23 protein-coding genes are annotated in these 23,708 nt (G+C 64.3%); 17 read left to right on the top strand and 6 right to left on the bottom strand.

Going from position 1 to position 23,708, the window contains the following annotated elements:
- Positions 1 to 53: 53 nt before the first annotated feature.
- Complete coding sequence (locus tag H681_RS04610; protein WP_015475674.1) at positions 54 to 542, bottom strand: DUF3015 domain-containing protein; 489 nt, start codon at positions 540 to 542, stop codon at positions 54 to 56.
- 222 nt (positions 543 to 764) lie between these two features.
- Between H681_RS04610 and H681_RS04615 the strand changes: the two genes are divergently transcribed.
- From H681_RS04615 to H681_RS04640, 6 genes are all read left to right on the top strand, one after another.
- On the top strand, positions 765 to 1,088 hold the full coding sequence (locus tag H681_RS04615; RefSeq protein ID WP_015475675.1) for a TraR/DksA family transcriptional regulator: 324 nt from the start codon (positions 765 to 767) through the stop codon (positions 1,086 to 1,088).
- 96 nt (positions 1,089 to 1,184) lie between these two features.
- Entirely contained in the window at positions 1,185 to 3,662 is a 2,478-nt protein-coding gene (locus tag H681_RS04620) for a Lon protease family protein (RefSeq protein ID WP_015475676.1), read from the top strand.
- A 165-nt stretch (positions 3,663 to 3,827) separates the two neighbouring features.
- Complete coding sequence (locus H681_RS04625) at positions 3,828 to 4,169, top strand: PA4575 family protein (protein WP_015475677.1); 342 nt, start codon at positions 3,828 to 3,830, stop codon at positions 4,167 to 4,169.
- Positions 4,170 to 4,323: 154 nt separating this feature from the next.
- A complete protein-coding gene (locus H681_RS04630; RefSeq protein WP_015475678.1) occupies positions 4,324 to 4,818 on the top strand; it encodes a TIGR00645 family protein in 495 nt (164 codons plus the stop codon).
- A gap of 124 nt (positions 4,819 to 4,942) precedes the next feature.
- Complete coding sequence (locus H681_RS04635) at positions 4,943 to 5,239, top strand: DUF6482 family protein (RefSeq protein WP_015475679.1); 297 nt, start codon at positions 4,943 to 4,945, stop codon at positions 5,237 to 5,239.
- Between the two features lie 76 nt (positions 5,240 to 5,315).
- A complete protein-coding gene (locus H681_RS04640; protein ID WP_015475680.1) occupies positions 5,316 to 5,933 on the top strand; it encodes an FKBP-type peptidyl-prolyl cis-trans isomerase in 618 nt (205 codons plus the stop codon).
- A 248-nt stretch (positions 5,934 to 6,181) separates the two neighbouring features.
- On the opposite strand, the gene H681_RS04645 is transcribed toward H681_RS04640, so the two are convergent.
- Both H681_RS04645 and H681_RS04650 read right to left on the bottom strand, forming a co-directional pair.
- On the bottom strand, positions 6,182 to 6,406 hold the full coding sequence (locus tag H681_RS04645; protein ID WP_015475681.1) for a PA4570 family protein: 225 nt from the start codon (positions 6,404 to 6,406) through the stop codon (positions 6,182 to 6,184).
- A 176-nt stretch (positions 6,407 to 6,582) separates the two neighbouring features.
- Positions 6,583 to 7,551 (bottom strand): polyprenyl synthetase family protein, encoded by a 969-nt coding sequence (locus H681_RS04650; RefSeq protein WP_015475682.1) that lies wholly within the window; start codon positions 7,549 to 7,551, stop codon positions 6,583 to 6,585.
- Positions 7,552 to 7,792: 241 nt separating this feature from the next.
- Between H681_RS04650 and rplU the strand changes: the two genes are divergently transcribed.
- The 5 genes from rplU (at position 7,793) to H681_RS04675 (ending at position 11,411) form a co-directional block, all read left to right on the top strand.
- Positions 7,793 to 8,104, top strand: a complete 312-nt coding sequence (gene rplU, locus H681_RS04655; protein ID WP_015475683.1) for a 50S ribosomal protein L21 — start codon at positions 7,793 to 7,795, stop codon at positions 8,102 to 8,104.
- Positions 8,105 to 8,126: 22 nt separating this feature from the next.
- Positions 8,127 to 8,384 carry a 50S ribosomal protein L27 gene (gene rpmA, locus H681_RS04660; RefSeq protein ID WP_009617551.1) on the top strand — a complete coding sequence of 86 codons (258 nt, stop codon included), beginning with the start codon at positions 8,127 to 8,129 and terminating at the stop codon, positions 8,382 to 8,384.
- A 159-nt stretch (positions 8,385 to 8,543) separates the two neighbouring features.
- Positions 8,544 to 9,764: an Obg family GTPase CgtA gene (gene cgtA, locus H681_RS04665; protein WP_015475684.1), complete on the top strand. Its 1,221-nt coding sequence runs from the start codon at positions 8,544 to 8,546 to the stop codon at positions 9,762 to 9,764.
- Positions 9,765 to 9,825: 61 nt separating this feature from the next.
- Positions 9,826 to 10,944, top strand: a complete 1,119-nt coding sequence (gene proB / locus H681_RS04670) for a glutamate 5-kinase (RefSeq protein ID WP_015475685.1) — start codon at positions 9,826 to 9,828, stop codon at positions 10,942 to 10,944.
- A gap of 11 nt (positions 10,945 to 10,955) precedes the next feature.
- Positions 10,956 to 11,411, top strand: a complete 456-nt coding sequence (locus H681_RS04675) for a CreA family protein (RefSeq protein ID WP_015475686.1) — start codon at positions 10,956 to 10,958, stop codon at positions 11,409 to 11,411.
- A gap of 154 nt (positions 11,412 to 11,565) precedes the next feature.
- Here H681_RS04675 and rpsT read toward each other — a convergent pair whose 3' ends face one another.
- The gene (gene rpsT, locus H681_RS04680; RefSeq protein ID WP_009617555.1) at positions 11,566 to 11,835 is read right to left on the bottom strand and encodes a 30S ribosomal protein S20; all 270 of its coding nucleotides are present in this window, start codon (positions 11,833 to 11,835) and stop codon (positions 11,566 to 11,568) included.
- A gap of 253 nt (positions 11,836 to 12,088) precedes the next feature.
- Between rpsT and murJ the strand changes: the two genes are divergently transcribed.
- The 6 genes from murJ (at position 12,089) to ispH (ending at position 19,514) form a co-directional block, all read left to right on the top strand.
- On the top strand, positions 12,089 to 13,627 hold the full coding sequence (gene murJ / locus H681_RS04685; protein WP_015475687.1) for a murein biosynthesis integral membrane protein MurJ: 1,539 nt from the start codon (positions 12,089 to 12,091) through the stop codon (positions 13,625 to 13,627).
- Positions 13,628 to 13,730: 103 nt separating this feature from the next.
- Positions 13,731 to 14,669, top strand: coding sequence for a bifunctional riboflavin kinase/FAD synthetase (gene ribF / locus H681_RS04690; RefSeq protein WP_015475688.1), 939 nt, complete (start codon positions 13,731 to 13,733; stop codon positions 14,667 to 14,669).
- A gap of 21 nt (positions 14,670 to 14,690) precedes the next feature.
- Positions 14,691 to 17,525 (top strand): isoleucine--tRNA ligase, encoded by a 2,835-nt coding sequence (gene ileS / locus H681_RS04695; protein ID WP_015475689.1) that lies wholly within the window; start codon positions 14,691 to 14,693, stop codon positions 17,523 to 17,525.
- The gene (gene lspA / locus H681_RS04700) at positions 17,518 to 18,027 is read left to right on the top strand and encodes a signal peptidase II (RefSeq protein ID WP_015475690.1); all 510 of its coding nucleotides are present in this window, start codon (positions 17,518 to 17,520) and stop codon (positions 18,025 to 18,027) included. The genes ileS and lspA overlap by 8 nt, the downstream gene beginning before the upstream one ends.
- Positions 18,020 to 18,472 (top strand): FKBP-type peptidyl-prolyl cis-trans isomerase, encoded by a 453-nt coding sequence (gene fkpB / locus H681_RS04705; protein ID WP_015475691.1) that lies wholly within the window; start codon positions 18,020 to 18,022, stop codon positions 18,470 to 18,472. The genes lspA and fkpB overlap by 8 nt, the downstream gene beginning before the upstream one ends.
- A gap of 97 nt (positions 18,473 to 18,569) precedes the next feature.
- Positions 18,570 to 19,514, top strand: coding sequence for a 4-hydroxy-3-methylbut-2-enyl diphosphate reductase (gene ispH, locus H681_RS04710; protein WP_015475692.1), 945 nt, complete (start codon positions 18,570 to 18,572; stop codon positions 19,512 to 19,514).
- Positions 19,515 to 19,553: 39 nt separating this feature from the next.
- Here ispH and H681_RS04715 read toward each other — a convergent pair whose 3' ends face one another.
- Positions 19,554 to 19,973, bottom strand: coding sequence for a type IV pilin protein (locus H681_RS04715; RefSeq protein ID WP_015475693.1), 420 nt, complete (start codon positions 19,971 to 19,973; stop codon positions 19,554 to 19,556).
- A gap of 29 nt (positions 19,974 to 20,002) precedes the next feature.
- Complete coding sequence (locus H681_RS04720; protein ID WP_177324578.1) at positions 20,003 to 23,701, bottom strand: pilus assembly protein; 3,699 nt, start codon at positions 23,699 to 23,701, stop codon at positions 20,003 to 20,005.
- Positions 23,702 to 23,708: the final 7 nt, after the last annotated feature.

Here is a 23,708-nt window from a genome sequence, read left to right on the forward strand (position 1 = left end):
CTACTGGAAGGAGAGGAGAGAGCCCACCGTGACGGTGGGCTCGCGCGTGGCCGTCAGGCCTGTTCGGCGTACTTGGCCAGCTGGGCGTCCTGCTTCAGGACAGCCTGGGTGTTGGCGTACACGTCTTCCGCGGTGACGTCGGACTTGTTGAAGATCTGGGCGAAGTGCTGGTGGGCCACTTCGGCGAAGTGCGCGCGATCCTGCGGCTGCACGCCCAGGACTACGGCGTAGGTGGTCAGGGCTTCGCCGTTACCCTTGGCCATGTCTTCGGACAGCTCGTCCATCATGCTGCTGAGCACGATCATCGGCTTGCCGCCGTAGGTCAGCGCGCCATTGGTGTGGCAGCCGTTGGTGCCGGTGGTCATGCCGAAGGTGTTGTTGCCGCTGGTGCCGTTGGTGGTGGCCGCCAGGACGTGAGTGGCGGTGCCGCGCTGGCCCTTGAAGAGCATGTTGCCCCAGCCGCAGCCGTCGCTGCCGGGAGCGTCGGCCAGAGCGCTGAGGGAGGCGGTGGCGAGGAGGGTACCGATCAGAATCCTTTTCATCGTGTTTTCTCTCTTTTCTTGAATACGGGCAGGTGTCGCTGACAGCAAACAGCGCCGCCTGAAGCTTTTAGGAATGAGCACGGGGTGTCAAGGAAGCCGATGCGCTCCTGTGCGGCGCATTCGGGCTTGCCGCCGCTCGCCGGCAGGTTATTGATCGGCATCAGCGGCGGTTGTCTTGGAACGGGCCACACTGGAAGGAGTTCCCCTTGCAAGGAGGTCGTCATGGCCGATTTCGATCCGCGTCCGACCCTGGATCAACTGGCGGTGGAGTATTCCCGGCGTGCCGAGGCGATCCGTCGCGATCTCGGTCGGACCCATTCGCCGGACTTCGCCGAGCAGGCCCAGCAGCGGCAGAACGACGACGTCCTGCGCGCGCTGCTGGCGGAAGCGGAGGCGGGCATGCGGCTGGTCGGGCTGGCACGCCTGCGCCTGGCGGACGGCACCTACGGCCTCTGTGCGCGCTGCGGAGAACCGATCGAAGCGCGCCGTCTGCAGGCGCTGCCGGCGGCGGAGCATTGCCTGCGCTGCGCCGATGAAGTGGACTGATACTGTCACCAATACTGCCTTGCCAGTGGCGCGCGGGGGGCGCGAGAATGCGGACAACTCTCCGCGGCCTCGCGCCGCCCGAAGCAAGGACTTCCGATGCCCGATTCCGTTGCTGCAGGCCTGCGCCTGGCGCCCGATGAACTGACCCGTCCCTTCTCCCCCGAACAATTCCCCTTCACCACCACCGACGAACTGGAGCCCTTCCTCGGCGTACTCGGCCAGGAGCGCGCGGTGGAGGCATTGCAGTTCGGCGTGGCGATGCCGCGTCCGGGATACAACGTGTTCGTCATGGGCGAGCCGGGCACCGGTCGCTTCTCGTTCGTGCAGCGCTACCTGAAGGCCGAGGGCAAGCGTCTGCCCACGCCGGCGGACTGGGTCTACGTCAACAATTTCGACGAGTCCCGCGAGCCGCGCGCCATCGAGCTGCCGCCGGGCAGCGCGGCGGATTTCGGCGCTGACTTCGATCACCTGATCGACAACCTGCTCGCCACCTTCCCCTCGGTGTTCGAGAATCCGGCCTACCAGCAGAAGAAGAGCGCCATCGACCGCGCCTTCAACCAGCGCTACGACAAGGCCCTGGACACCGTCGAGCGCCTGGCGCTGGAGAAGGACGTCGCGCTGTACCGCGACAGCGCCAACATCGCCTTCACCCCGATGAGCGAGGGCAAGGCGCTGGACGAGGCGGACTTCGCCCAACTGCCCGAGGCCGAGCGCGAACGCTTCCACGCCGATATCGCCACGCTGGAAGAGCACCTCAACGAGGAACTGGCCAGCCTGCCGCAGTGGAAACGCGAGTCCAGCAACCAACTGCGCCAGCTCAACGAGGAAACCATCACCCTGGCCCTGCAGCCGCTGCTGGCGCCACTGGTGGAGAAGTACAACAACAACTCCGGTGTCAGCGCCTACCTGCAGGCGATGCAGCTGAACCTGCTGAAGACCGTGGTCGACCAGTTGGTGGACTCGGACCGCACCGACCCGCAGCGCAAGCAGGGGCTGCAGGAGCAGTACGCCCCCAACCAGGTGATCGGCCACCATTCCACCAGCGGCGCGCCGGTGATCTTCGAGTCGCATCCGACCTACGACAACCTGTTCGGCCGTATCGAATACGCCTCCGACCAGGGCGCGCTGTATACCAGCTACCGCCAGCTGCGTTCGGGCGCGCTGCATCGCGCCAATGGCGGCTTCCTGGTGCTGGAGGCGGAGAAGCTGCTCAGCGAGCCGTTCGTCTGGGATGCGCTGAAGCGCGCGCTGCATTCGCGCCAGCTGAAGATGGAGTCGCCGCTGGCCGAACTGGGCCGCCTGGCGGCCATGAGCCTGACGCCGCAAGTGATCCCGCTGAACATCAAGGTGATCATCATCGGTTCGCGGCAGATCTATTACACGCTGCAGGACCTGGATCCGGACTTCCAGGAGATGTTCCGCGTCCTGGTGGACTTCGACGAGGACATCCCGCTGGGCGAGGACAGCCTCGAACAGTTCGCCCAGTTGCTGAAGACCCGCACCTCCGAAGAGGGCCTGGCGCCGCTGAGCAGCGCCGCCGTCGCCCGCCTGGCGACCTACAGCGCGCGCCTGGCCGAACACCAGGGGCGCCTGTCGGCGCGCATCAGCGATCTGTTCCAACTGGTCAGCGAGGCGGACTTCATCCGTCAGCTGGCGAGCGAAGAGATGACCGACCTCGGCCACATCGAGCGCGCCCTGAAAGCCAAGGAGACCCGCACCGGACGGGTGTCCGGGCGCATCCTCGACGACATGCTGGCCGGGATCATCCTGATCGATACCGAAGGCGCCGCCGTCGGCAAGTGCAACGGCCTGACCGTGCTGGAGGTCGGCGATTCGGCCTTCGGCGTGCCGGCGCGGATTTCCGCCACCGTCTATCCCGGCGGCAGCGGCATCGTCGACATCGAGCGCGAGGTGAGCCTCGGCCAGCCGATCCACTCCAAGGGCGTGATGATCCTCACCGGTTACCTTGGCAGCCGTTATGCGCAGGAGTTCCCGCTGGAGATTTCCGCGAGCATCGCCCTGGAGCAGTCCTACGGTTACGTGGACGGTGACAGTGCCTCGCTGGGCGAGGTCTGCACGCTGATCTCCGCGCTGTCGCGCACGCCGCTGCGGCAGTGCTTCGCCATCACCGGTTCGATCAACCAGTTCGGCGAAGTGCAGGCGGTCGGCGGGGTCAACGAGAAGATCGAGGGCTTCTTCCGTCTCTGCGAAGCGCGCGGCCTGACCGGTGAGCAAGGGGTGATCATCCCGCGCTCCAACGTCAGCACCCTGATGCTGGATGAGCGCGTGCTGCAGGCGGTGCGCAATGGCCAGTTCCATATCTACGCCGTGCGCCAGGCCGACGAGGCGCTGAGCCTGCTGGTCGGCCAGCCGGCCGGTGCGCCGGACGCCAAGGGCAATTTCCCGAAAGGCAGCGTGAATGCCCGTGTCGTCGAGCGTTTGAAGGAAATCTCCGAGCTCGGCATGGAAGAAGACGAGAAGGAAAAACCGCTCAAGGAAGCCGCGGCGAAGGCCAAGGCGGCCAAGTCGCCGGTGGAGAAGGAGCGCGTGCGGAAGAAGAAGGACACCGACTGAGCAGAACCTGACCAGCCGCCTCCACGCCGCGCGGGGCGTCGCCCTGGCGCTCCTGCCCCCGCGCAGTTCACATGCTTATCCACAGCCGGCGTGGATAAAACGGCGCTTTCGCGTGTCGGAACCTGGGTGTAGTCTCAAAATCAGGACCACCGCGAGGGTGCCGCTATGCCGCGTAACCTCTGCCTTATCCGCCCCTGTCTGGGGCTGACCACGCGAATCGAATGCGCGATCAGGCCGCTGGCCGGAGAGAATGGACTCTGGACGCTGTTGTGTGCCGCCGGCATGGCCGGTGCGCAACCTACCGCCATCAAGGCGCAAGGCCCGTTCTTCGGGCCCTTCGTCGCGGAGGGGGTGCTCGACGCGATTTCCGATTGCCTGGCCCAGCAGGGTTACATCGAGGCGTCCGACCCACCGATCTGGCAACTGCACCTGCAGGCCGAGCTGCGCCGTTTGAACGGTGAGCGCTGTCGCCACCTGGGGAATTATCAGTTCCGCCCGGAGTCCTGATACAGAACGTGGCCTGAGTCGCGGGGCATTCGAGGTGTCTGGCTGTCGCCGGGCGGCCCCGTGGCGGGTTACATATTTGTCCACAAAAATGCGGAGCAATGCTGAAATTTCCTTCAGTTATACTTCGACCCTCCAGACTAATCCCACGAGTATCATGGAACGCTTCGTCGAAAACTCCCTGTACGCCGCCCGCTGGCTGCTGGCGCCGATCTACATCGGCCTGTCGCTGGCGCTGCTGGCCCTGACCATCAAGTTCTTCCAGGAAATCGTCCACATCCTGCCGAGCATCTTCACGATTGCCGAGGCGGATCTGGTCCTGGTGCTGCTGTCGTTGATCGACATGGCGCTGGTCGGCGGCCTGCTGGTAATGGTGATGTTCTCCGGCTACGAGAACTTCGTGTCGCAGCTGGACATCGACGAAAACAAGGAGAAGCTCAACTGGCTGGGCAAGATGGACGCCAGTTCGCTGAAGAACAAGGTCGCCGCCTCCATCGTGGCGATCTCCTCGATCCACCTGCTGCGCATCTTCATGGACGCCAAGAACGTCCCGGACAACAAACTGATGTGGTACGTGATCATCCACCTCACCTTCGTCCTGTCCGCGTTCGCTATGGGTTACCTGGACAAGGCCACGCGCCACGACCACTGAGCCCCGACAGGCGTTCCTCCAGCCGCCCGTCCGTTGTGAAACGGACGGGCGGCTGCGTTTCCGGCTTGCGGTGACGGGTGGCTGTACAAGACTTTTGCATGACGCCATGTGCAGGAGGTGCCCCATGAATCTCGAGGAACTGACCAATCGCTCCCTCGCCGGGGATATCGACGAAATCAACCTGGTGTCGCTGGAAGGCGATATCTATGTGCTCGAAGCCCGGATGGGCGGACGCTTCTATCCGATCCAGGACGTGATGGGGCATGTGCTCAGCGTGCGCTCCGTCGCCCATGCCCGCGAGGTGCTGCATGCCTTGCCGGCGGTGCCGTTCCAACTGGTGCATGCGGTGGTGCATGACGAGATGGTCGGCCTGCAGGATGAGCTCGACATCGGTGACGGCGTGCCCATCCCGCTGCACTAGGCCGGCAGCGGTGGGGGCGGCGGATCATCTGTGCTAGGCTGGCGGCCCTTTTTTGACCCCCCAGCGGAGCGCCGCCATGAGCGAACTCAACCTTTCCACCGACGAAGCCCGCGTCAGCTACGGCATCGGCCGCCAGCTCGGCGACCAACTGCGCTCGAACCCGGTTCCGGGTATGACCCTCGACGCCGTCCTGGCCGGCCTGTCCGACGCCTTTGCAGGCGTCGAAAGCCGCGTGCCGGGCGAAGCCCTGTCCGCCAGCTTCCAGGTGATCCGCGAGCGCATGCAGGCCGAAGCCCAGGCGCAAGCCGAAGCCGCCGCCGCCGTTGGCCGCGAGTACCTGGTGGAAAACGCCAAGCGCGAAGGCGTGACCGTCCTGCCATCCGGCCTGCAGTACGAAGTGCTGGTGGCAGGCGAGGGCGCCAAGCCGTCCCGCGAGGACACCGTGCGTACCCATTACCACGGCACCCTGGTCGATGGTACCGTGTTCGACAGCTCCTACGAGCGCGGTCAGCCGGCCGAGTTCCCGGTGGGCGGCGTGATCGCCGGCTGGGTCGAGGCCCTGCAACTGATGAACGCCGGCAGCAAGTGGCGCCTGCACGTGCCGAGCGAGCTGGCCTACGGCGGCCAGGCCGTCGGCAGCATCCCGCCGCACAGCGTGCTGGTGTTCGACGTCGAACTGCTGGAAATCCTCTGATTTCCGAATGGTTCGCTGCGCAGTGCCGTCCCTGGCGACTGCGCAGGAAAAGGGGCGCTTCGGCGCCCCTTTGTGCAGCCGCCTCCCGGGCGGCGACTGCACCGATGGCGCTTCCTGCGCCATCGCAAACGCGGTCTCGTAGTGCTGCTGTAGGAGCGAGCTTGCTCGCGAACAGCCCTGCGCCAGCGTGAGAGGTTCGCGAGCAAGGGCTAGGCGCCCCCCCTCGGTCCTACAGTCTGGCGTCGCTCTCAGCGCAACGCGCGGGCGTAACAGAACAGGAACAGATTGCGCACCAGCTCCTTGAGCACCAGCGGCTCGCTGGTGGAGAGTTCCGACAGCTCCAGGCCACCCTGTTCGCGCAACTCGTCCAGCGCGTCTTCTTCCAGCACCGCGCAGACTTCCCCGGTATCCCGATGCAGGATGCGCAAATACGGGTGCGGGCGATCCAGCCAAGCGTCGATCATGTAGGTCATGGCAAGTTCCTCCGTGTAGATCGTTTGATGAGAATAATTCTTATTATCTTAATAGCAAGCCTGAATTGGAAAAATTTCACCTGGGCGACGGGCGACGATCTGTGGCTCCCGATCAACGGAGCGGCAATAAAAAGCCCGCCGCGGCGAACCGGGGCGGGCTTTTGCGGAGCGTTGGATCAGTGCGTGCGGGCGACGGCGAACTCGGCCAGTTCGGTCAGCGCGGCGCGGTACTCGTTGTCCGGCAGCGCCTTCAGGCAGTCGATGGCGCGGGCCGCGTACTCGCGGGCGAGGTTGGCGGTGTAGTCCAGGGCGCCGGCGGCCTCGACGGCAGCGCGGATGCCTTCCAGGTCCTGGCTGCCGCCTTGCTGGATGGCCTTGCGCACCAGGCTGGCCTGTTCCGGCGTACCGTCGCGCATGGTGACGATCAGCGGCAGGGTGGGCTTGCCTTCGGCGAGGTCGTCGCCGACGTTCTTGCCCAGGCTGGCGGCGTCGCCACGGTAGTCGAGCAGGTCGTCCACCAACTGGAAGGCGATACCCAGGGCATCACCGAACAGGCGCAGCGCCTCGGATTGCTCCGGCTGGGCGTTGGCCAGCGCGGCGGCGCTGTGGGTGGAGGCTTCGAAGAGCATCGCGGTCTTGCCGCGGATGACTTCCATGTAGGTTTCTTCGGTGGTGCTGGCGTCGCGGACCTTGGACAACTGCAGCACTTCGCCCTCGGCGATCACGCGGGTGGCCTGGGAAATGATGCGCATGACCGGCATGGAGCCCAGTTCGACCATCATTTCGAAGGAGCGTGCATAAAGGAAGTCGCCCACCAGTACGCTCGGTGCGTTGCCCCACTGGGCGTTGGCGGTAGCGCGGCCGCGGCGCAGGCCGGAGGCGTCGACCACGTCGTCGTGCAGCAGGGTGGAGGTGTGCAGGAACTCGATGGTGGCGGCCAGCAGTTGCAGGTCATCGCCCGAGTAGCCCAGGGCCTTGCCCGAGAGCAGCACCAGCAGCGGACGCAGCCGCTTGCCGCCGGCGGAGATGATGTAGTCGCCGATCTTTTCCACCAGGGGAACGCGGGAAGTGAGTTGGCGACGAATGATGCCGTCGACGGCGGTGAAGTCGTCCGCCACCACGCGATAGAAAGCCTGGGGTTGCATCAAAGACAGCGCTCCTCGTAGATTGCGCGGCATGCTAGGTGCCGGGGTTGGGGCTGTCAAGGCAAGGCCCCATGAGGCTTGATCCGGGGCATTGGTTTGCGTACAATCGCGGCCCCGAACTTCCCTGGCATACCCTGCCTTACGCAATTGCACGGGCGTCCCTTCCGGCCCCATGCAGCCATGCCGACCGATTCCTCTTTCTATAAAGCGTCGGGTGAGCAGGTCTAACGGAGACATCCAGATGTACGCAGTAATTGTTACTGGTGGCAAGCAATACAAAGTCACCGAAGGCGAATTCCTCAAGGTCGAGAAACTCGACGTCGCCACCGGCGAAGCGATCAACCTGGATCGCATCCTGCTGGTCGCCAACGGCGATGACGTCAAGATCGGCCTGCCGGTGGTAGAAGGCGCGAAAGTGACCGCAGAAGTGGTTTCCCACGGTCGTCACGACAAAGTGCGCATCATCAAGTTCCGCCGCCGCAAGCACCACATGAAGCGTCAGGGCCACCGCCAGTGGTTCACTGAAATCAAAATCACCGGCATCCAGGCCTAATTCCTTTTCAGGAGATTGACTCATGGCACACAAAAAAGCTGGCGGTAGTACCCGCAACGGCCGCGATTCCGAAAGTAAACGCCTTGGCGTGAAGCTGTTCGGTAGCCAGGCTGTCAAAGCAGGCAACATCATCGTGCGTCAGCGCGGTACCCAGTTCCACGCTGGTTACGGCGTTGGCATGGGCAAGGATCACACCCTGTTCGCGAAAATCGACGGCGTGATCAAGTTCGAAGTGAAAGGCGCCTTTGGCCGTCGCTATGTAAGCGTTGTCGCTGCCTAAGCGAGCTCTCACTGAAAAAGCCCTGTCTCGCGACGGGGCTTTTTTGTTTCTGGCGTTTCCAGGCGAGGTGCTGTCGGTTCGGGCGTTTGCGCGGACTTGGCTGTATCCTATGCTCCTTTTCTTATTTTCAACCCGCAGGCTCTGCGGGAGGCGTTCGCAATGAAATTCGTCGACGAAGTATCCATCCACGTGAAAGCCGGTGACGGCGGCAACGGCCTCATGAGCTTCCGCCGCGAGAAGTTCATCGAGAAAGGCGGTCCCAACGGCGGTGACGGTGGTGACGGCGGCTCGGTGTTCCTCGAGGCCGACGAGAACCTGAATACCCTGGTGGACTACCGCTACACCCGTCGTTTCGATGCCCAGCGTGGCGAGAACGGCGGCAGCAAGGATTGCACCGGCGCCAAGGGCGACGATCTCGTCCTGCCCGTGCCGGTCGGTACCACCATCATCGATGCAAGCACCCAGGAAATCATCGGCGACCTGACCGCTGCCGGTCAGCGCATCATGGTGGCCCAGGGCGGCTGGCACGGCCTGGGCAATACCCGCTTCAAGTCCAGTACCAACCGTGCACCGCGCCAGACCACTCCGGGCAAGCCCGGCGAGGCGCGTGACCTCAAGCTGGAGCTGAAAGTACTGGCGGACGTAGGCCTGCTCGGCCTGCCGAACGCCGGCAAGAGCACCTTCATTCGCGCGGTGTCCGCCGCCAAGCCGAAAGTCGCCGATTACCCCTTCACCACCCTGGTGCCGAACCTGGGCGTGGTCAGTGTCGGCCGCTTCAAGAGTTTCGTGGTTGCCGATATCCCTGGTCTGATCGAAGGTGCCGCCGAAGGCGCCGGCCTGGGTATCCGCTTCCTCAAGCACCTGGCGCGTACCCGCCTGCTGCTGCACATCGTCGACATGGCGCCGCTGGACGAGAGCGACCCGGCCGATGCCGCGGAAACCATCGTCCACGAGCTGGAGAAGTTCAGCCCGGCGCTGACCGAGCGTGACCGCTGGCTGGTGCTGAACAAGATGGACCAGATCCTCGAGCCCGAGGAGCAGGAGCGTCGCAAACAGGCCGTGGTCGAGCGCCTGGGCTGGGAAGGTCCGGTCTACGTGATCTCCGCCCTGGAGCGTGAAGGCACCGAGGCGCTGAGCCAGGACATCATGAAGTACCTCGACGAGCGCACCCTGCGCATCGAGGAAGAACCGGCCTACGGCGAAGCCCTGGCGGCGCTGGATCAGCGCATCGAAGACGAGGCCCGTGCCCGTCTGCAGGCGCTGGACGATGCCCGTGCACTGCGTCGCGCCGGCCTGAAGAATGCCGACGATGTGGATGACGATGATTTCGAGGATGACGAAGACGACGGCGACGGGCCGGAAATCTTCTACGTGCCTTGATCGGAGCGGCGCTCGCCGGTCCGGATGAAACGTGTGAAGCCTGACTTCTAAGGTTGAGGGTATGCGTGAGAAGGTCACTGGCGCCAAGCGCTGGGTAGTCAAGATTGGCAGTGCGTTGCTGACCGCCGACGGTCGCGGTCTGGATCGCGATGCTATGGCTGTGTGGGTCGAGCAGATGGTCGCGCTGCATTGCGCGGGTGTCGAACTGGTGCTGGTGTCCTCGGGCGCCGTCGCGGCGGGCATGAGTCGCCTGGGCTGGGTTTCCCGGCCTAGCGACATGCACGAACTGCAGGCGGCCGCCGCGGTGGGGCAGATGGGCCTGGTGCAGGCCTGGGAGTCCAGCTTCGGCGTGCATAGCCTGCAGACCGCCCAGGTGCTGCTGACCCATGACGACCTCTCGGACCGCAAGCGCTACCTGAATGGGCGCAACACCCTGCGCACGCTGGTCGACCTCGGCGTGATCCCGGTGATCAACGAGAACGACACCGTGGTCACCGACGAGATCCGCTTCGGCGACAACGACACCCTGGCGGCGCTGGTGGCCAACCTGGTCGAGGCCGACCTGTTGGTGATTCTCACCGATCGCGACGGCATGTTCGACGCTGACCCGCGCAACAATCCCGACGCCGAGCTGATCTTCGAGGCTCGCGCCGATGATCCGGCCCTGGATGCAGTGGCGGGTGGCACTGGCGGGGCGCTGGGTCGTGGCGGCATGCAGACCAAGCTGCGCGCGGCGCGCCTGGCGGCGCGTTCCGGTGCGCACACGGTGATCGTCGGTGGACGCATCGAGCGCGTGCTGGATCGCCTGCGTGCCGGTGAGCGCCTGGGTACCTTGCTGACGCCCGAGCAGAGCCGCAAGGCGGCCCGCAAGCAGTGGCTGGCCGGCCATCTGCAGATGCGTGGCACCCTGGTGCTGGATGATGGTGCGGTGAAGGCGGTGGCTCAGGATCACAAGAGCTTGCTGCCGGTCGGTGTGAAGGCCGTACAGGGCAGCTTCCGTCGCGGTGAAATGGTGGTCTGTGTGGATCGGCAGGGGCGCGAGATTGCTCGCGGCCTGGCTAACTACAGTGCTCTCGAGGCGCAGAAGATCATCGGCCAGCCGACCGATGCCATCGAAGGCATGCTTGGCTATGTCGATGGTCCGGAGCTGGTGCATCGCGACAACCTGGTGCTCGTCTGAGGAAATTCTTCATGTGCAAGGGATTGATGGCGGCGCTGATGTTGCTGCCGGTGCTGGCCCGGGCCGATGTGGTTGGCGAGGTGTCCACCGTCTTCAAGTGGGTCGGGCCGAACGACAAGATCGTCGTCGAGGCTTTCGATGATCCGAAGGTGCAGGGTGTCAGCTGCTACCTGTCTCGCGCGAAGACCGGCGGCGTGAAGGGTGGACTGGGTCTGGCAGAGGATCGTGCCGAGGCGTCGATCTCCTGCCGTCAGGTCGGGCCGATCCGCTTCGCTGGTGAGTTGAAAGACGGCGAGGTGGTGTTCCAGCAGCGCACTTCGCTGGTGTTCAAGACCATGCAGGTGGTGCGTTTCTTCGACAAGAAGCGCAATGCGCTGGTTTATCTGGTCTATAGCGACCGGGTGATCGAAGGCAGTCCGCAGAATGCGGTGACGGCGATTCCGATCATGCCGTGGCCTGAGAAATGAAAGGCTCTTCGTAGGAGCGAGCTTGCTCGCGAATGGAGGTGCCCTCAGGTCTCGCAGGTTTGGAGGAGCGCTGTTCGCGAGCGAGCTCGCTCCTACGGGTTTCTGCGGGCAATAAAAAACCGGCCCTGAGGCCGGTTCTTCAAGAACGGAACGCTTACGCGGTGGCCAGGGCCTTCACGTGGGCGTTCAGGCGGCTCTTGTGACGAGCGGCCTTGTTCTTGTGGATGATGCCTTTGTCAGCCATGCGGTCGATGACCGGTACGGCGGCAACCAGAGCGGCCTGGGCCTTCGGCAGGTCCTTGGCGTCGACTGCTTTGACTACGTTCTTGATGTAGGTACGAACCATGGAACGCAGGCTGGCGTTGTGGCTGCGACGCTTCTCAGCCTGTTTGGCGCGTTTTTTGGCGGAAGGTGTGTTGGCCACCGTCGAGCTCCTCGAAAAAAACTTGGGATGTTGCGAATAAATTAAGGCCGCGAATAATGCCGTTGCATCAGGGCCTTGTCAAGGGTGTGCGCGGCCTCCGACGAGTGGTGCGACGGGCGCACGCTGTCCGGCGGATGGGGTGATTTATTCGCCCCGCGGCCCTACACTGCTGCGCTTCGCCTGGCGGTCGAGCAATCGCTCCAGGCCAGTGCCGCGCCCGGCAGGGGCGGCCATTCTACCAGTTCTGGACGCTATGAACCTACTCAAGTCGCTGGCCGCGGTCAGCTCGATGACCATGATCTCGCGGGTGCTCGGCTTCGTGCGCGATACCATCGTCGCGCGCATGTTCGGCGCCGGCATGGCCACCGACGCCTTCTTCGTCGCCTTCAAGCTGCCCAACCTGCTGCGCCGGATCTTCGCCGAGGGCGCGTTTTCCCAGGCCTTCGTGCCGATCCTGGCCGAGTACAAGACCCAGCAGGGCGAGGAGGCGACCCGTACCTTCATCGCCTACGTATCCGGTCTGCTGACCCTGATCCTGGCGCTGGTCACCGCGCTGGGGATTCTCGCCGCGCCCTGGGTGATCTGGGTGACGGCACCCGGTTTCGTCGATTCGCCGGAGAAGTTCCAGCTCACCAGTTCCTTGCTGCGGGTGACCTTTCCTTACATCCTGCTGATCTCGCTGGCCTCGCTGGCGGGGGCGATCCTCAATACCTGGAACCGCTTCTCGGTGCCGGCCTTCGTGCCGACCCTGCTGAACGTCAGCATGATTCTCTTCGCGCTGTTCCTGACGCCGTACTTCGACCCGCCGATCATGGCGCTGGGTTGGGCGGTGCTGGCCGGTGGGCTGGCGCAACTGCTCTACCAACTGCCGCACCTGAAGAAGATCGGCATGCTGGTGCTGCCGCGCATCAACCTGCGCGATTCCGGCGTGTGGCGTGTGCTCAAGCAGATGGGGCCGGCGATCCTCGGCGTTTCGGTCAGCCAGATCTCGCTGATCATCAACACTATCTTCGCCTCCTTCCTGGTGGCCGGTTCCGTGTCCTGGATGTATTACGCCGATCGCCTGATGGAGCTGCCGTCCGGCGTGCTGGGCGTGGCGCTGGGCACCATCCTGCTGCCGTCGCTGGCCAAGACCTACGCCAGCGATGACCGCCACGAGTATTCGCGGCTGATGGACTGGGGCCTGCGCCTGTGCTTCCTGCTGGCGCTGCCGTGTTCCCTGGCGCTGGCGGTGATCGCCGAGCCGCTGACCGTTTCGCTGTTCCAGTACGGCAAGTTCAGTGCCCATGACGCGCTGATGACCCAGCGCGCGCTGATCGCCTACGCCGTCGGCCTGCTCGGCATCATTCTGGTGAAGGTGCTGGCGCCGGGTTTCTATGCGCGGCAGAACATCAAGACGCCGGTGAAGATCGCGCTGTTCACCCTGGTTTCCACGCAGTTGATGAACCTGGTGTTCATCGGTCCGCTCAAGCATGCCGGCCTGGCCCTGGCGATCAGCCTGGCGGCCTGCCTCAACGCCGGCCTGCTGTACTGGCAACTGCGCAAGCATCGCCTGTTCGAGCCGCAGCCGGGCTGGGGCGCGTTCATCGTCAAGCTGGTGGTGGCGGTGCTGGTGATGTGCGTCGTGCTGGTGGGGCTGATGATCGTGATGCCGGCCTGGGGCCAGGGCGATATGCTCTGGCGCCTGCTGCGTCTTGGCGGCCTGGTGATGGCCGGCGTCGTCGCCTATTTCGGTATGCTGGCACTTCTCGGCTTCCGCATCCGGGACTTTTCCCGGCGGGCGGTATCCTGAGTCAGCGGCAAAGGGTTGCATCCGCTTTCGGCGACGGCATTTTGCCTGTCGCACGGCGGCGGGTGTGGGTATAATCGACCACTTTCTGAGCAATACGCGCGCTATGCAGCTGCTTCGAGGCCTTCACAACCTGCGGCCCCTGTCCGGGGGCTGTGTCGCCACCATCGGTAACTTCGACGGCGTCCATCTCGGCCACCAGGCGATCCTGGGGCGTCTGCGCGAGCGTTCGCTGGAGCTGGGCGTGCCCAGTTGCGTGGTGATCTTCGAGCCGCAGCCGCGCGAGTACTTCGCCCCGGATGCCGCGCCGGTGCGCCTGGCCCGCCTGCGCGAGAAGCTCGAGCTGCTGCGCCAGTACGGCGTCGACTTCGTTCTCTGCCTGGCCTTCAACCGCCGCCTGCGCGAACTGTCGGCCGCCGAGTTCGTCCGCCAGGTGCTGGTGGAGGGCCTGCGGGTCCGTCATCTGGAAGTGGGTGACGATTTCCGCTTCGGCTGCGACCGTTCCGGCGACTTCGCCTTCCTGGTCAACGCCAGCGCGGAGCAGGGCTTCACCGTCGAAGCCGCGACCACCGTGGAAGTCGACGGCATGCGCGTGAGCAGTTCGCGCATCCGCAAGGACCTGGCCGACGGCGACCTGCACATGGCCGAGCGCCTGCTGGGCCGTCCATACCGCCTGAGCGGCCGCGTGCTGCACGGGCAGAAGCTGGGCCGTACGCTGGGTTCGCCCACCGCGAACATCCAGCTCAAGCGCCGCAAGGCGCCGCTCAATGGGGTTTACCTGGTCAGCACGATGGTGGCTGGCCAGCGCTGCAACGGGGTTGCCAACATCGGCACCCGGCCGTCTGTGAATGGCGATGGCCGGCCCCACCTGGAAGTGCATCTGCTGGACTTCGCTGGCGACCTTTACGGCCAGCATCTGGACATCACTTTCCACCAGAAGCTGCGTGATGAGCAGCGTTTTGCCTCGCTCGAGGCACTCAAGGCGGCCATCCTCGCCGACATCGCCGCCGCCCGGGCCTATTGGCTGGGCCAACCGCTTGATTGAAGATCCTGAACAGGCCCTGAGATGACCGATTACAAAGCCACTCTGAACCTTCCCGAAACCGACTTCCCGATGAAAGCCGGCCTGCCGCAGCGCGAGCCGCATACCCTGAAGTTCTGGAACGATATTGGCCTGTACCAGCAACTGCGGAAGATTGGCGAAGGTCGCCCGAAATTCATCCTGCACGATGGCCCGCCCTACGCCAACGGCAGCATTCACATCGGTCACGCGGTCAACAAGATCCTCAAGGACATCATCGTCCGTTCCAAGACTCTGGCCGGCTACGACGCCCCCTATGTGCCGGGCTGGGACTGCCACGGCCTGCCGATCGAGCACAAGGTCGAGACCACCCACGGCAAGAACCTGCCGGCGGACAAGACCCGCGAGCTGTGCCGCGAATACGCCGCCGAGCAGATCGAAGGGCAGAAGGCCGACTTCATCCGCCTGGGCGTGCTGGGCGAGTGGGACAACCCCTACAAGACCATGAACTTCTCCAACGAGGCCGGTGAAATCCGCGCGCTCGCCGAGATGGTCAAGCAGGGCTTCGTGTTCAAGGGCCTGAAGCCGGTGAACTGGTGCTTCGACTGCGGCTCGGCCCTGGCCGAGGCGGAAGTCGAGTACGCCGACAAGAAATCCGACGCCATCGACGTCGCCTTCCCGGTGGAAGATGCCGACAAGCTGGCCGCCGCCTTCGGCCTGGCCAGCCTGCCCAAGCCTGCCGCCATCGTCATCTGGACCACCACCCCCTGGACCATTCCGGCCAACCAGGCGTTGAACGTCCACCCCGAATTCACCTATGCGCTGGTCGACACCGGCGAGCGCCTGCTGGTGCTGGCCGAGGAACTGGTCGAGTCCTGCCTGCAACGCTACGGCCTGGAAGGCCAGGTCATCGCCACCGCCCAGGGCGAGTCGCTGGACCTGATCCGCTTCCGCCACCCGTTCTACGAGCGCTTCTCGCCGGTCTACCTGGCCGAGTACGTCGAGCTGGGCGCCGGTACTGGCGTGGTTCACTCCGCCCCGGCCTACGGCGAGGACGACTTCCGTACCTGCAAGCAGTACGGCATGAGCAACGACGACATTCTCAGCCCGGTGCAGAGCAATGGCGTCTATGTGGCCGACCTGCCGTTCTTTGGCGGCCAGTTCATCTGGAAGGCCAACCCGGCCATCGTCGCCAAGCTCGACGAAGTGGGCGCGCTGCTCAAGCACGCCAGCATCAGTCACAGCTACATGCACTGCTGGCGCCACAAGACTCCGCTGATCTACCGCGCCACCGCGCAGTGGTTCGTCGGCATGGACAAGCAGCCGGAAGCCGGCGATACCCTGCGCGCGCGCGCGCTGCAGGCCATCACCGAAACCGACTTCGTGCCCAACTGGGGCCAGGCGCGCCTGCACGGCATGATCGCCGGCCGTCCGGACTGGTGCATCTCGCGCCAGCGCAACTGGGGCGTACCGATCCCGTTCTTCCTGCACAAGGCCACCGGTGAACTGCACCCGCGCACCGTCGAACTGATGGAAGCCGTCGCCCAGCGCGTCGAGAAGGAAGGCATCGAGGCCTGGTTCAAGCTCGACGCCGCCGAACTGCTGGGCAATGAAGCCGCGCAGTACGACAAGATCAACGACACCCTGGACGTCTGGTTCGACTCCGGCACCACTCACTGGCACGTGCTGCGCGGCTCCCACGCCGAGCTGGGCCACGCCAGCGGTCCGGCCGCCGACCTCTACCTGGAAGGCTCCGACCAGCACCGCGGCTGGTTCCACTCGTCCCTGCTGACCGGCTGCGCCATCGACGGCCACGCGCCGTACCGCCAGCTGCTGACCCACGGCTTCACCGTGGACGAGTCCGGCCGCAAGATGTCCAAGTCCCTGGGCAACGTGATCGCCCCGCAGCAGGTCACCGACACCCTGGGCGCCGACATCCTGCGCCTGTGGGTTTCCGCCACCGACTACTCGGGCGAGATGGCGGTTTCCCAGACCATCCTGCAGCGCAGCGCCGATGCCTATCGGCGCATCCGCAACACCGCGCGCTTCCTGCTGTCCAACCTGTCCGGCTTCGACCCGGCCAAGGACCTGCTGCCCAACGACCAGTTGCTGGCCCTGGACCGCTGGGCCATCGACCGCGCCCTGCTGCTGCAGCGCGAGCTGGAAGAGGCCTACCGCGACTACCGCTTCTGGAACGTCTACTCCAAGGTGCACAACTTCTGCGTGCAGGAGCTGGGCGGCTTCTACCTGGACATCATCAAGGACCGCCAGTACACCACCCAGGAAAACAGCGTCGCCCGCCGTTCCTGCCAGACCGCGCTGTTCCACATCGCCGAGGCTCTGGTGCGCTGGATCGCGCCGATCCTGGCGTTCACCGCCGAGGAAATCTGGAGCTTCCTGCCGGGCGAGCGCGCTCAATCGGTGATGCTGACCACCTGGTACGACGGCCTCTCCGAGCTGCCGGCCGACGCCGAGCTGGACCGCGCCTACTGGGACGAAGTCATGGCCGCCAAGGCCGCCGTGAACAAGGAGCTGGAGAACCAGCGCAGCGCCAAGACCATCGGCGGCAATCTGCAGGCCGAGATCACCCTCTACGCCGAAGACTCCCTGGCCAAGCGCCTGGAGAAGCTGGGCAACGAGCTGCGCTTCGTGCTGATCACCTCCGCCGCCACCGTCGCGCCGCTGGCCGATGCACCGGCCGATGCGATGGACAGCGAGCTGCCGGGGCTGAAGCTGAAGGTGGTCAAGTCCACCCATGCCAAGTGCGGCCGTTGCTGGCACTTCCGCACCGATGTCGGCAGCGATGCCGCGCACCCGGAACTGTGCGGTCGTTGTGTCGAGAACATCGATGGCGCCGGCGAGGTTCGCCACTATGCCTAACGCCGATCGTTTCGGCCGTCTCCCCTGGCTGTGGATCACCGTACTGGTGTTCGTACTGGACCAGGTCAGCAAGGCGTTCTTCCAGGCCGAGCTGACCATGTACCAGCAGATCGTGGTCATCCCCGACCTGTTCAGCTGGACCCTGGCCTACAACACCGGCGCGGCCTTCAGCTTCCTGGCCGACAGCTCGGGCTGGCAGCGCTGGCTGTTCGCCCTGATCGCCATCGTGGTCAGCATCGTGCTGGTGGTCTGGCTCAAGCGCCTCAAGCGCGGCGAGACCTGGCTGGCCATCGCCCTGGCCTTGGTGCTGGGCGGTGCGCTGGGCAACCTGTACGACCGCATGCTGCTTGGCCACGTAGTGGACTTCATCCTGGTGCACTGGCAGAACCGCTGGTACTTCCCGGCGTTCAACCTGGCGGACAGCGCCATTACCGTCGGCGCCGTCATGCTGGCGCTGGACATGTTCAAATCGAAGAAATCCGGAGAAACCGCACATGGCTGAGGCTTCTGAAAACATTCAGCGCATTGGTGCAGATAGCCAGGTCACCCTGCATTTCGCCCTTAAGCTGGAAGACGGCAATGTCGTCGACAGTACCTTCGACAAGCAGCCGGCGACCTTCAAGGTCGGCGACGGCAACCTGCTGCCGGGCTTCGAGCAGGCGCTGTTCGGCCTCAAGGCCGGCGACAAGCGCACGCTGAGCATCGAGCCGGAGCAGGGCTTCGGCCAGCCGAACCCGGCCAACGTGCAGGTGATGCCGCGTGACCAGTTCCAGGACATGGAACTGGCCGAGGGCCTGCTGGTGATCTTCAACGATGCCGCCAAGACCGAACTGCCGGGCATCGTGAAAGCCTTCGACGAGCAGCACGTCACCATCGACTTCAACCACCCGCTGGCCGGCAAGACCCTGTCGTTCGAAGTGGATATCATCGACGTACAATCAGCCTGACTGGCTGCGCGGCCCGCCATCGGCGGGCCGTTGCACTTGAGGCGAAGTATTCCTACCGGCCCTTCGTGGGCCGGCTTGCGTAGCACCCGAGGCCACCATGCAAATCAAACTCGCCAATCCCCGCGGCTTCTGCGCCGGCGTCGACCGGGCGATCGAGATCGTCAACCGCGCCCTCGACGTGTTCGGCCCGCCGATCTACGTGCGCCATGAAGTGGTGCACAACAAGTTCGTGGTGGAAAACCTGCGCAACCGCGGCGCCGTGTTCGTCGAGGAACTCGACCAGGTGCCGGACGACACCATCGTCATCTTCAGCGCCCACGGCGTTTCCCAGGCGGTACGCAAGGAAGCCGAGAACCGCGGCCTGAAGGTCTTCGATGCGACCTGCCCGCTGGTGACCAAGGTGCATATGGAAGTGGTGCGCTACAGCCGCGACGGCCATGAATGCATCCTGATCGGCCACGAAGGCCACCCGGAAGTGGAAGGCACGATGGGCCAGTACGATGCGTCCAACGGTGGCTCCATCTACCTGGTGGAGGACGAAGAGGATGTGGCCGCGCTGGCGGTTCGCAATCCCGAGGCGCTGCATTTCGTCACCCAGACCACCCTGTCGATGGACGACACCTCCAAGGTCATCGACGCCCTGCGCGCGAAATTCCCGCACATCCAGGGCCCGCGCAAGAACGACATCTGCTACGCCACCCAGAACCGCCAGGACGCGGTGAAGGAACTGGCCGACCAGTGCGACCTGGTACTGGTGGTGGGCAGCCCGAACAGCTCCAACTCCAACCGCCTGCGCGAGCTGGCCGAGCGCATGGGGACGCCGGGCTATCTGATCGATGGCGCCGAGGACCTGAAGAAAGAGTGGTTCGACGGTGTGCAGCGCATCGGCATCACGGCTGGCGCCTCGGCACCGGAAGTCCTGGTGCGCGGCGTGATCGAGCAGTTGCGCGAGTGGGGGGCGGAGCCCGAGGTGGAGCTGGACGGCCGGGAAGAGAACATCACCTTCTCCATGCCCAAGGAATTGCGGGTGAAGGCTGTGTGACACAAAAGAGCCCGCCGCAAGGCGGGCTTTTTCATGGGCTCAGCGCCAGCACTCCGCAACGCTCTTGCCGCTGCCGGTTCGCTCCTTCTCGCCCTGGGCGGTCAGGGTCAGGTTGCCGCACTGGCTGTCGTTGAACTGCTGGACGGCGGTCAGCGTGTAACCGCCTCCGCCTCCCGCCACCTGCAGCGTGTATTGGCCTGTCTCGGAGACGACGTTGCTGCCGCTGGTCCGCATGCCCAGTTTGTCGAGGTCGTCGGTGGCGGTCACGTAGGCGTTGTTCTGGGCGTAGTAGCGCTCCTGGCGCGCCGCCGCATCGTTCAGCATGGCCTGGCCTTCCGCCCGTTTCCCGCGCTTGATGTATTCCTCGTAGCTCGGATAGGCGATGGCGGCGAGGATGCCGATGATGACCACTACGATCATGACTTCGAGCAGGGTGAAGCCGGTCTGAACACGTTTCATCGAATACTCCATCGAGGCTGGGTAACGGCTCATTCCTGCTCCACTCTGCGCCAGCTCTGCCGACCCTGGCTGGTCGGGTCCGGGTAGATGTTTACGCATTCCTGGCCGGTGCAGTACTGGTACGAACTGTCCGAGTTCTGGGAAATGGTGCCGCCGCCTTCGCCGTCCTGCCGGATCGCGGAGATGTTGTCGGTGCCGACGTCGTCCGTGGGCTTGTAGTCGAAGGCGTGCTGGGGCGTCCTGCCGCCGGTGAAGGGGTTGATCGCGTAGGTCCAGTTGCTGGCGCCGTCGCCGCAAGGATCGTCATTGGGCACCAGTGACTGGAAGAAAATGGTCCTTCCCAGTTGCGACATGTTTTCCACCACCATTTCACCGTCGCTCTGCTTCAGGTTCAGGTACCAGCCGTTCTGTGCGGACTGGCTGCCGGAAGCCTGCCAGCGCACGTTATTATCGCTGATCACGCGGCCTTGCCGGCTCGAGCCATCGGCGGAGACGGTGGTCTGCGTCTCGATGCTCTGCTCCTGCAGGCTGCTGCGGGTGATGCTGGGGTTGCCGGCTTCCTCGCCCAGGGTCTGCTTGTCCCAGATGCCGTAGACGCTCTGGGCCATGCTCTTGTCGCCTTCCTTGTCGTCGGTATCGAAGAACTTGCCGGTGCCGAAGATCACCAGGTAGCCGACGCCGGTGGGGTGGCGTACCAGGCTGGGAGCAGAGGTGATGGGTTGCCGGCGATCGTTACTCGAAACCGCGCTGAACAGCGGGTTGCCGCCATACGCCACTTCGAAGGCGTCGATGGCGGTCTCGCCGTCGTCCTCGGAGGTGAACGGGGTGGCGTCGCTGCGGCCGTTGCGCAGCAGATCGAAGCGCCAGACGTTGCCTTGCAGGTCGCCCGCGTAGGCGTAGTCGGCCACGCCGTCAGCGTTGTAGTCGCCCAGCTTGGGGGTGGAAAGGCCGTTGGCGATGCCGTCGGTACCCTCGACTTCCAGGCTCTTGAGCAGGGTGCCTTCCATCGCATCGACGATGAACAGGGCGGCCTTGCCGTTGGTGTTGCCGGCGCTTTCGTAGCCGTTGCCGAAGACGACGGCCCACTCGCCGGTATGCAGCCGGGCGATGGTTGGCTGGGAGAAGCTGTAGCCCATCTTCACCGCCGCATCGCTGGGGAGGCTGCTGTCGTCGAACTCCCACAGCAGCTCCTCGCTTCCGGGCGTGGTGATGTCCAGGGCGAAGATGGCCTTGCCGCCGCCCTTCAGGGTGCCGACCAGAATGGTGCGCCATTCGCTGCCGTTGTACACGTCGGCGACGACGGGGCTGCCTTCCACATAGAACTCGTGGGTGTAGTTGGCGCCCGTCAGTTTGTTCAGCTTGCCAAACACGGCGCTGGGGATGAAGGCGAACTCTTCGGCACCGGTCAGGGCGTTGAAGCCGTGCAGCATGCCATCGTTGCCACCCACGTAAACGCGGGGCGAACGGTCGGCGACGCTGCTGGCGAAGGTGGTGTAGTCGGTGTTGCCTTCCAGGTGGTCGCTGAAGTTGACCAGGTAACGGGGGCCGCTCACGACAGCGGGGCTGGATGAGTAGAAGTCACCCAGCACGCCGCTGCGTTGACGGAATGTGGTGCCTTCGCCAGTGCGGCTGCCCTGCAGGTATTCCAGGCGCTGCTGGCCCAGGGAGTCGGCGGCATTGGCGTTCTCCGGGTCCCGGCTGAGGAGGTTGGCGAGGCTGCCGTTGGTGTCGGCGGAGCCTGCGTTGTCCCAGGCGAAGTCGACCAGCCCGCTGTTGCTGTTGCCGGCGATCTTGATGGATCGGTTCTGCCAGCCGGGGACCTGGGCCTTGGCGCTCCAGATCTGCATGGTCTCGAAGGCGTTGGTCTGGGCGTTCCAGGCTTTCTCGAAGCGCTTCACGTCACCGGACCAGTTGTCGTCGCTGGCGTAGGAGGTCTGGTAGGAGACGGTCTTGACCGTGCCGTTGTCATTTTCGTCCGTGCTGATCTGGCCGGAGTTGATGGCCGGTCGGGCGGCGGTGGACTTGCGGTCGGCGATGCGCGAGAGGATGTCATCGAAGGCCTGGATCATGCTTTCCGGGCTATCGACGCTGAAGAACTCGCCACGGGAGTTGATCGCCGCGTGCCACAGGTCATACACGTTGTTATCGCTGCCGGAGGTGGCGGGCGGCCAGCTCACGTTGCCCGCGACCAGGGCCGTGTAGCCGTCGCCCTTGTGGGTTGCGCCCTCCCAGGGGATGTCCGTGCGGTTCAAGGCTTCGGTCAGGCCCAGCCCCATCGTGAAGTTGGTCATGTGCTGCCAGGTCGCCGGATCGTTGCGCGGGTCCCAGTAGTCGGTCGTAGTGTCGTTGCTCTTGAAGGGAGTATAGGCCGGCACATTGTTGGCCAGGTCCGGATTCAAGTCCGTGGCCCAGTAATGCATGGCCAAGTCGGCCAGGGTACTGCTCTGTTTATCGTAATAGGGATGCTGCTGGCTATAGGCGCGGTTGTCCGGCAGGGTGAAGTTGGTTGCATCGTGGCGGAAGGTACCCGGGTTGGAGACCGTTTCGTTCCACAAGCCGTCAGTCATCATGATGTGATAGCTGGCGCGGCAGGCGTAGGTGTTCTGGGTGCTGTTGCCAGTACCGCCGGGGTTCTTTTGCCAGGGAGTTGCGGTTCTGAGGAACTCGCCGGCACGTTTCAGGGCTGCCGGCAGATAGGTGCTCTGGTTGAAGTTGATATTTTGCAGCCAGGCATACAGTTGCCCCTTATGTTCGGGAGTGTAGGCCTTGAATGCGTTGTTCCGGCAGTTGCTGTCAGTGCCGTCGAAGGTGGTGCAGCGTCCCAATCCCTGCCAGCTCAGGCGTACGGAAGGGGACAAGTCGTAGAAGGCCAGGGCTGCGGCGGAAATGGTGGCCAGGGCGCGGTTCCGGTAGAAGGAATACCAGTTGGCGAAGTTCTGTTGCTCACTGGCGCTGACGAACTTCAGGGTGTAGCAATCGTCATTGGTGGTGGTGCAGTTGTTGGCCTTGGTGGCGTCGTAGAGGTAGTAGTACGCAGGTACGCCGTCCTGGGTCAGGTTAGCCGTGTAGGTGTTGGTTGTCGTGCGGTCGCAACTGGCGGTCTTGTTGCTGAACGCGCCGGAATAGCTGGCAGTGGCTGTACAACTGTTGCGTCCTGTCCGGTTGATGGTGAAAACGATCCCGGCCGGCGTGGTGACGGTTGAGCTGCCGTTGCTGGAGCGGACCGCTGAAGCGCTGAAGTCGGCCGAGGGGTTCTCCGCCAGTCGGTTGGAGGTACTGCTGTAGCCGTAATTCGAGGCCTGTCCTTCCTCCAGCACGTAGGTCCAGGTGACCTTGTAGTCGTTGGACAGATTGATAGTGCCCCGAGTGCTGTTGTAACCGTTGATCCGGGCGGAGGTGAAGCTGGTCGATAGTTGGTTTTCGTTGCCCAAGGTATCGAACACGATCGGTGCGCGATAGCTGACGGCTGGGTTGTAGTAAAGCGGGTTGAAGACACTGGACTTTGCACGCCGTGTTGCCCCGGTGCTGCTTTTGTTATCCGGCGCGAAGGCCCAGCGCATGCTGCCCGAGTCGTCGAGCGTCAGCAGCATGTTCGGCGGGACGCCCACGGTCAGGCTCAAAGGGCTCTGGGAAACACTCGCGTAGGCGTCGGCCGCACTGAGCAGGGTTACGCCAAAGGCTGCGCACGAGAGCGTCTTGATGCAGGTGTGAAGACGGGAGCGGTGCATGATGTCG

It is taken from the genome of Pseudomonas sp. ATCC 13867 (genome assembly GCF_000349845.1).
GTDB lineage: Bacteria > Pseudomonadota > Gammaproteobacteria > Pseudomonadales > Pseudomonadaceae > Pseudomonas.

Bases quoted from the DNA above. Each gene is read 5' to 3' on its own strand.
- H681_RS04610 (WP_015475674.1), bottom strand. From the start codon at position 542: ATGAAAAGGATTCTGATCGGTACCCTCCTCGCCACCGCCTCCCTCAGC.
- H681_RS04615 (WP_015475675.1), top strand. From the start codon at position 765: ATGGCCGATTTCGATCCGCGTCCGACCCTGGATCAACTGGCGGTGGAG.
- H681_RS04620 (WP_015475676.1), top strand. From the start codon at position 1,185: ATGCCCGATTCCGTTGCTGCAGGCCTGCGCCTGGCGCCCGATGAACTG.
- H681_RS04625 (WP_015475677.1), top strand. From the start codon at position 3,828: ATGCCGCGTAACCTCTGCCTTATCCGCCCCTGTCTGGGGCTGACCACG.
- H681_RS04630 (WP_015475678.1), top strand. From the start codon at position 4,324: ATGGAACGCTTCGTCGAAAACTCCCTGTACGCCGCCCGCTGGCTGCTG.
- H681_RS04635 (WP_015475679.1), top strand. From the start codon at position 4,943: ATGAATCTCGAGGAACTGACCAATCGCTCCCTCGCCGGGGATATCGAC.
- H681_RS04640 (WP_015475680.1), top strand. From the start codon at position 5,316: ATGAGCGAACTCAACCTTTCCACCGACGAAGCCCGCGTCAGCTACGGC.
- H681_RS04645 (WP_015475681.1), bottom strand. From the start codon at position 6,406: ATGACCTACATGATCGACGCTTGGCTGGATCGCCCGCACCCGTATTTG.
- H681_RS04650 (WP_015475682.1), bottom strand. From the start codon at position 7,551: ATGCAACCCCAGGCTTTCTATCGCGTGGTGGCGGACGACTTCACCGCC.
- rplU (WP_015475683.1), top strand. From the start codon at position 7,793: ATGTACGCAGTAATTGTTACTGGTGGCAAGCAATACAAAGTCACCGAA.
- rpmA (WP_009617551.1), top strand. From the start codon at position 8,127: ATGGCACACAAAAAAGCTGGCGGTAGTACCCGCAACGGCCGCGATTCC.
- cgtA (WP_015475684.1), top strand. From the start codon at position 8,544: ATGAAATTCGTCGACGAAGTATCCATCCACGTGAAAGCCGGTGACGGC.
- proB (WP_015475685.1), top strand. From the start codon at position 9,826: ATGCGTGAGAAGGTCACTGGCGCCAAGCGCTGGGTAGTCAAGATTGGC.
- H681_RS04675 (WP_015475686.1), top strand. From the start codon at position 10,956: ATGTGCAAGGGATTGATGGCGGCGCTGATGTTGCTGCCGGTGCTGGCC.
- murJ (WP_015475687.1), top strand. From the start codon at position 12,089: ATGAACCTACTCAAGTCGCTGGCCGCGGTCAGCTCGATGACCATGATC.
- ribF (WP_015475688.1), top strand. From the start codon at position 13,731: ATGCAGCTGCTTCGAGGCCTTCACAACCTGCGGCCCCTGTCCGGGGGC.
- ileS (WP_015475689.1), top strand. From the start codon at position 14,691: ATGACCGATTACAAAGCCACTCTGAACCTTCCCGAAACCGACTTCCCG.
- lspA (WP_015475690.1), top strand. From the start codon at position 17,518: ATGCCTAACGCCGATCGTTTCGGCCGTCTCCCCTGGCTGTGGATCACC.
- fkpB (WP_015475691.1), top strand. From the start codon at position 18,020: ATGGCTGAGGCTTCTGAAAACATTCAGCGCATTGGTGCAGATAGCCAG.
- ispH (WP_015475692.1), top strand. From the start codon at position 18,570: ATGCAAATCAAACTCGCCAATCCCCGCGGCTTCTGCGCCGGCGTCGAC.
- H681_RS04715 (WP_015475693.1), bottom strand. From the start codon at position 19,973: ATGAAACGTGTTCAGACCGGCTTCACCCTGCTCGAAGTCATGATCGTA.
- H681_RS04720 (WP_177324578.1), bottom strand. From the start codon at position 23,701: ATGCACCGCTCCCGTCTTCACACCTGCATCAAGACGCTCTCGTGCGCA.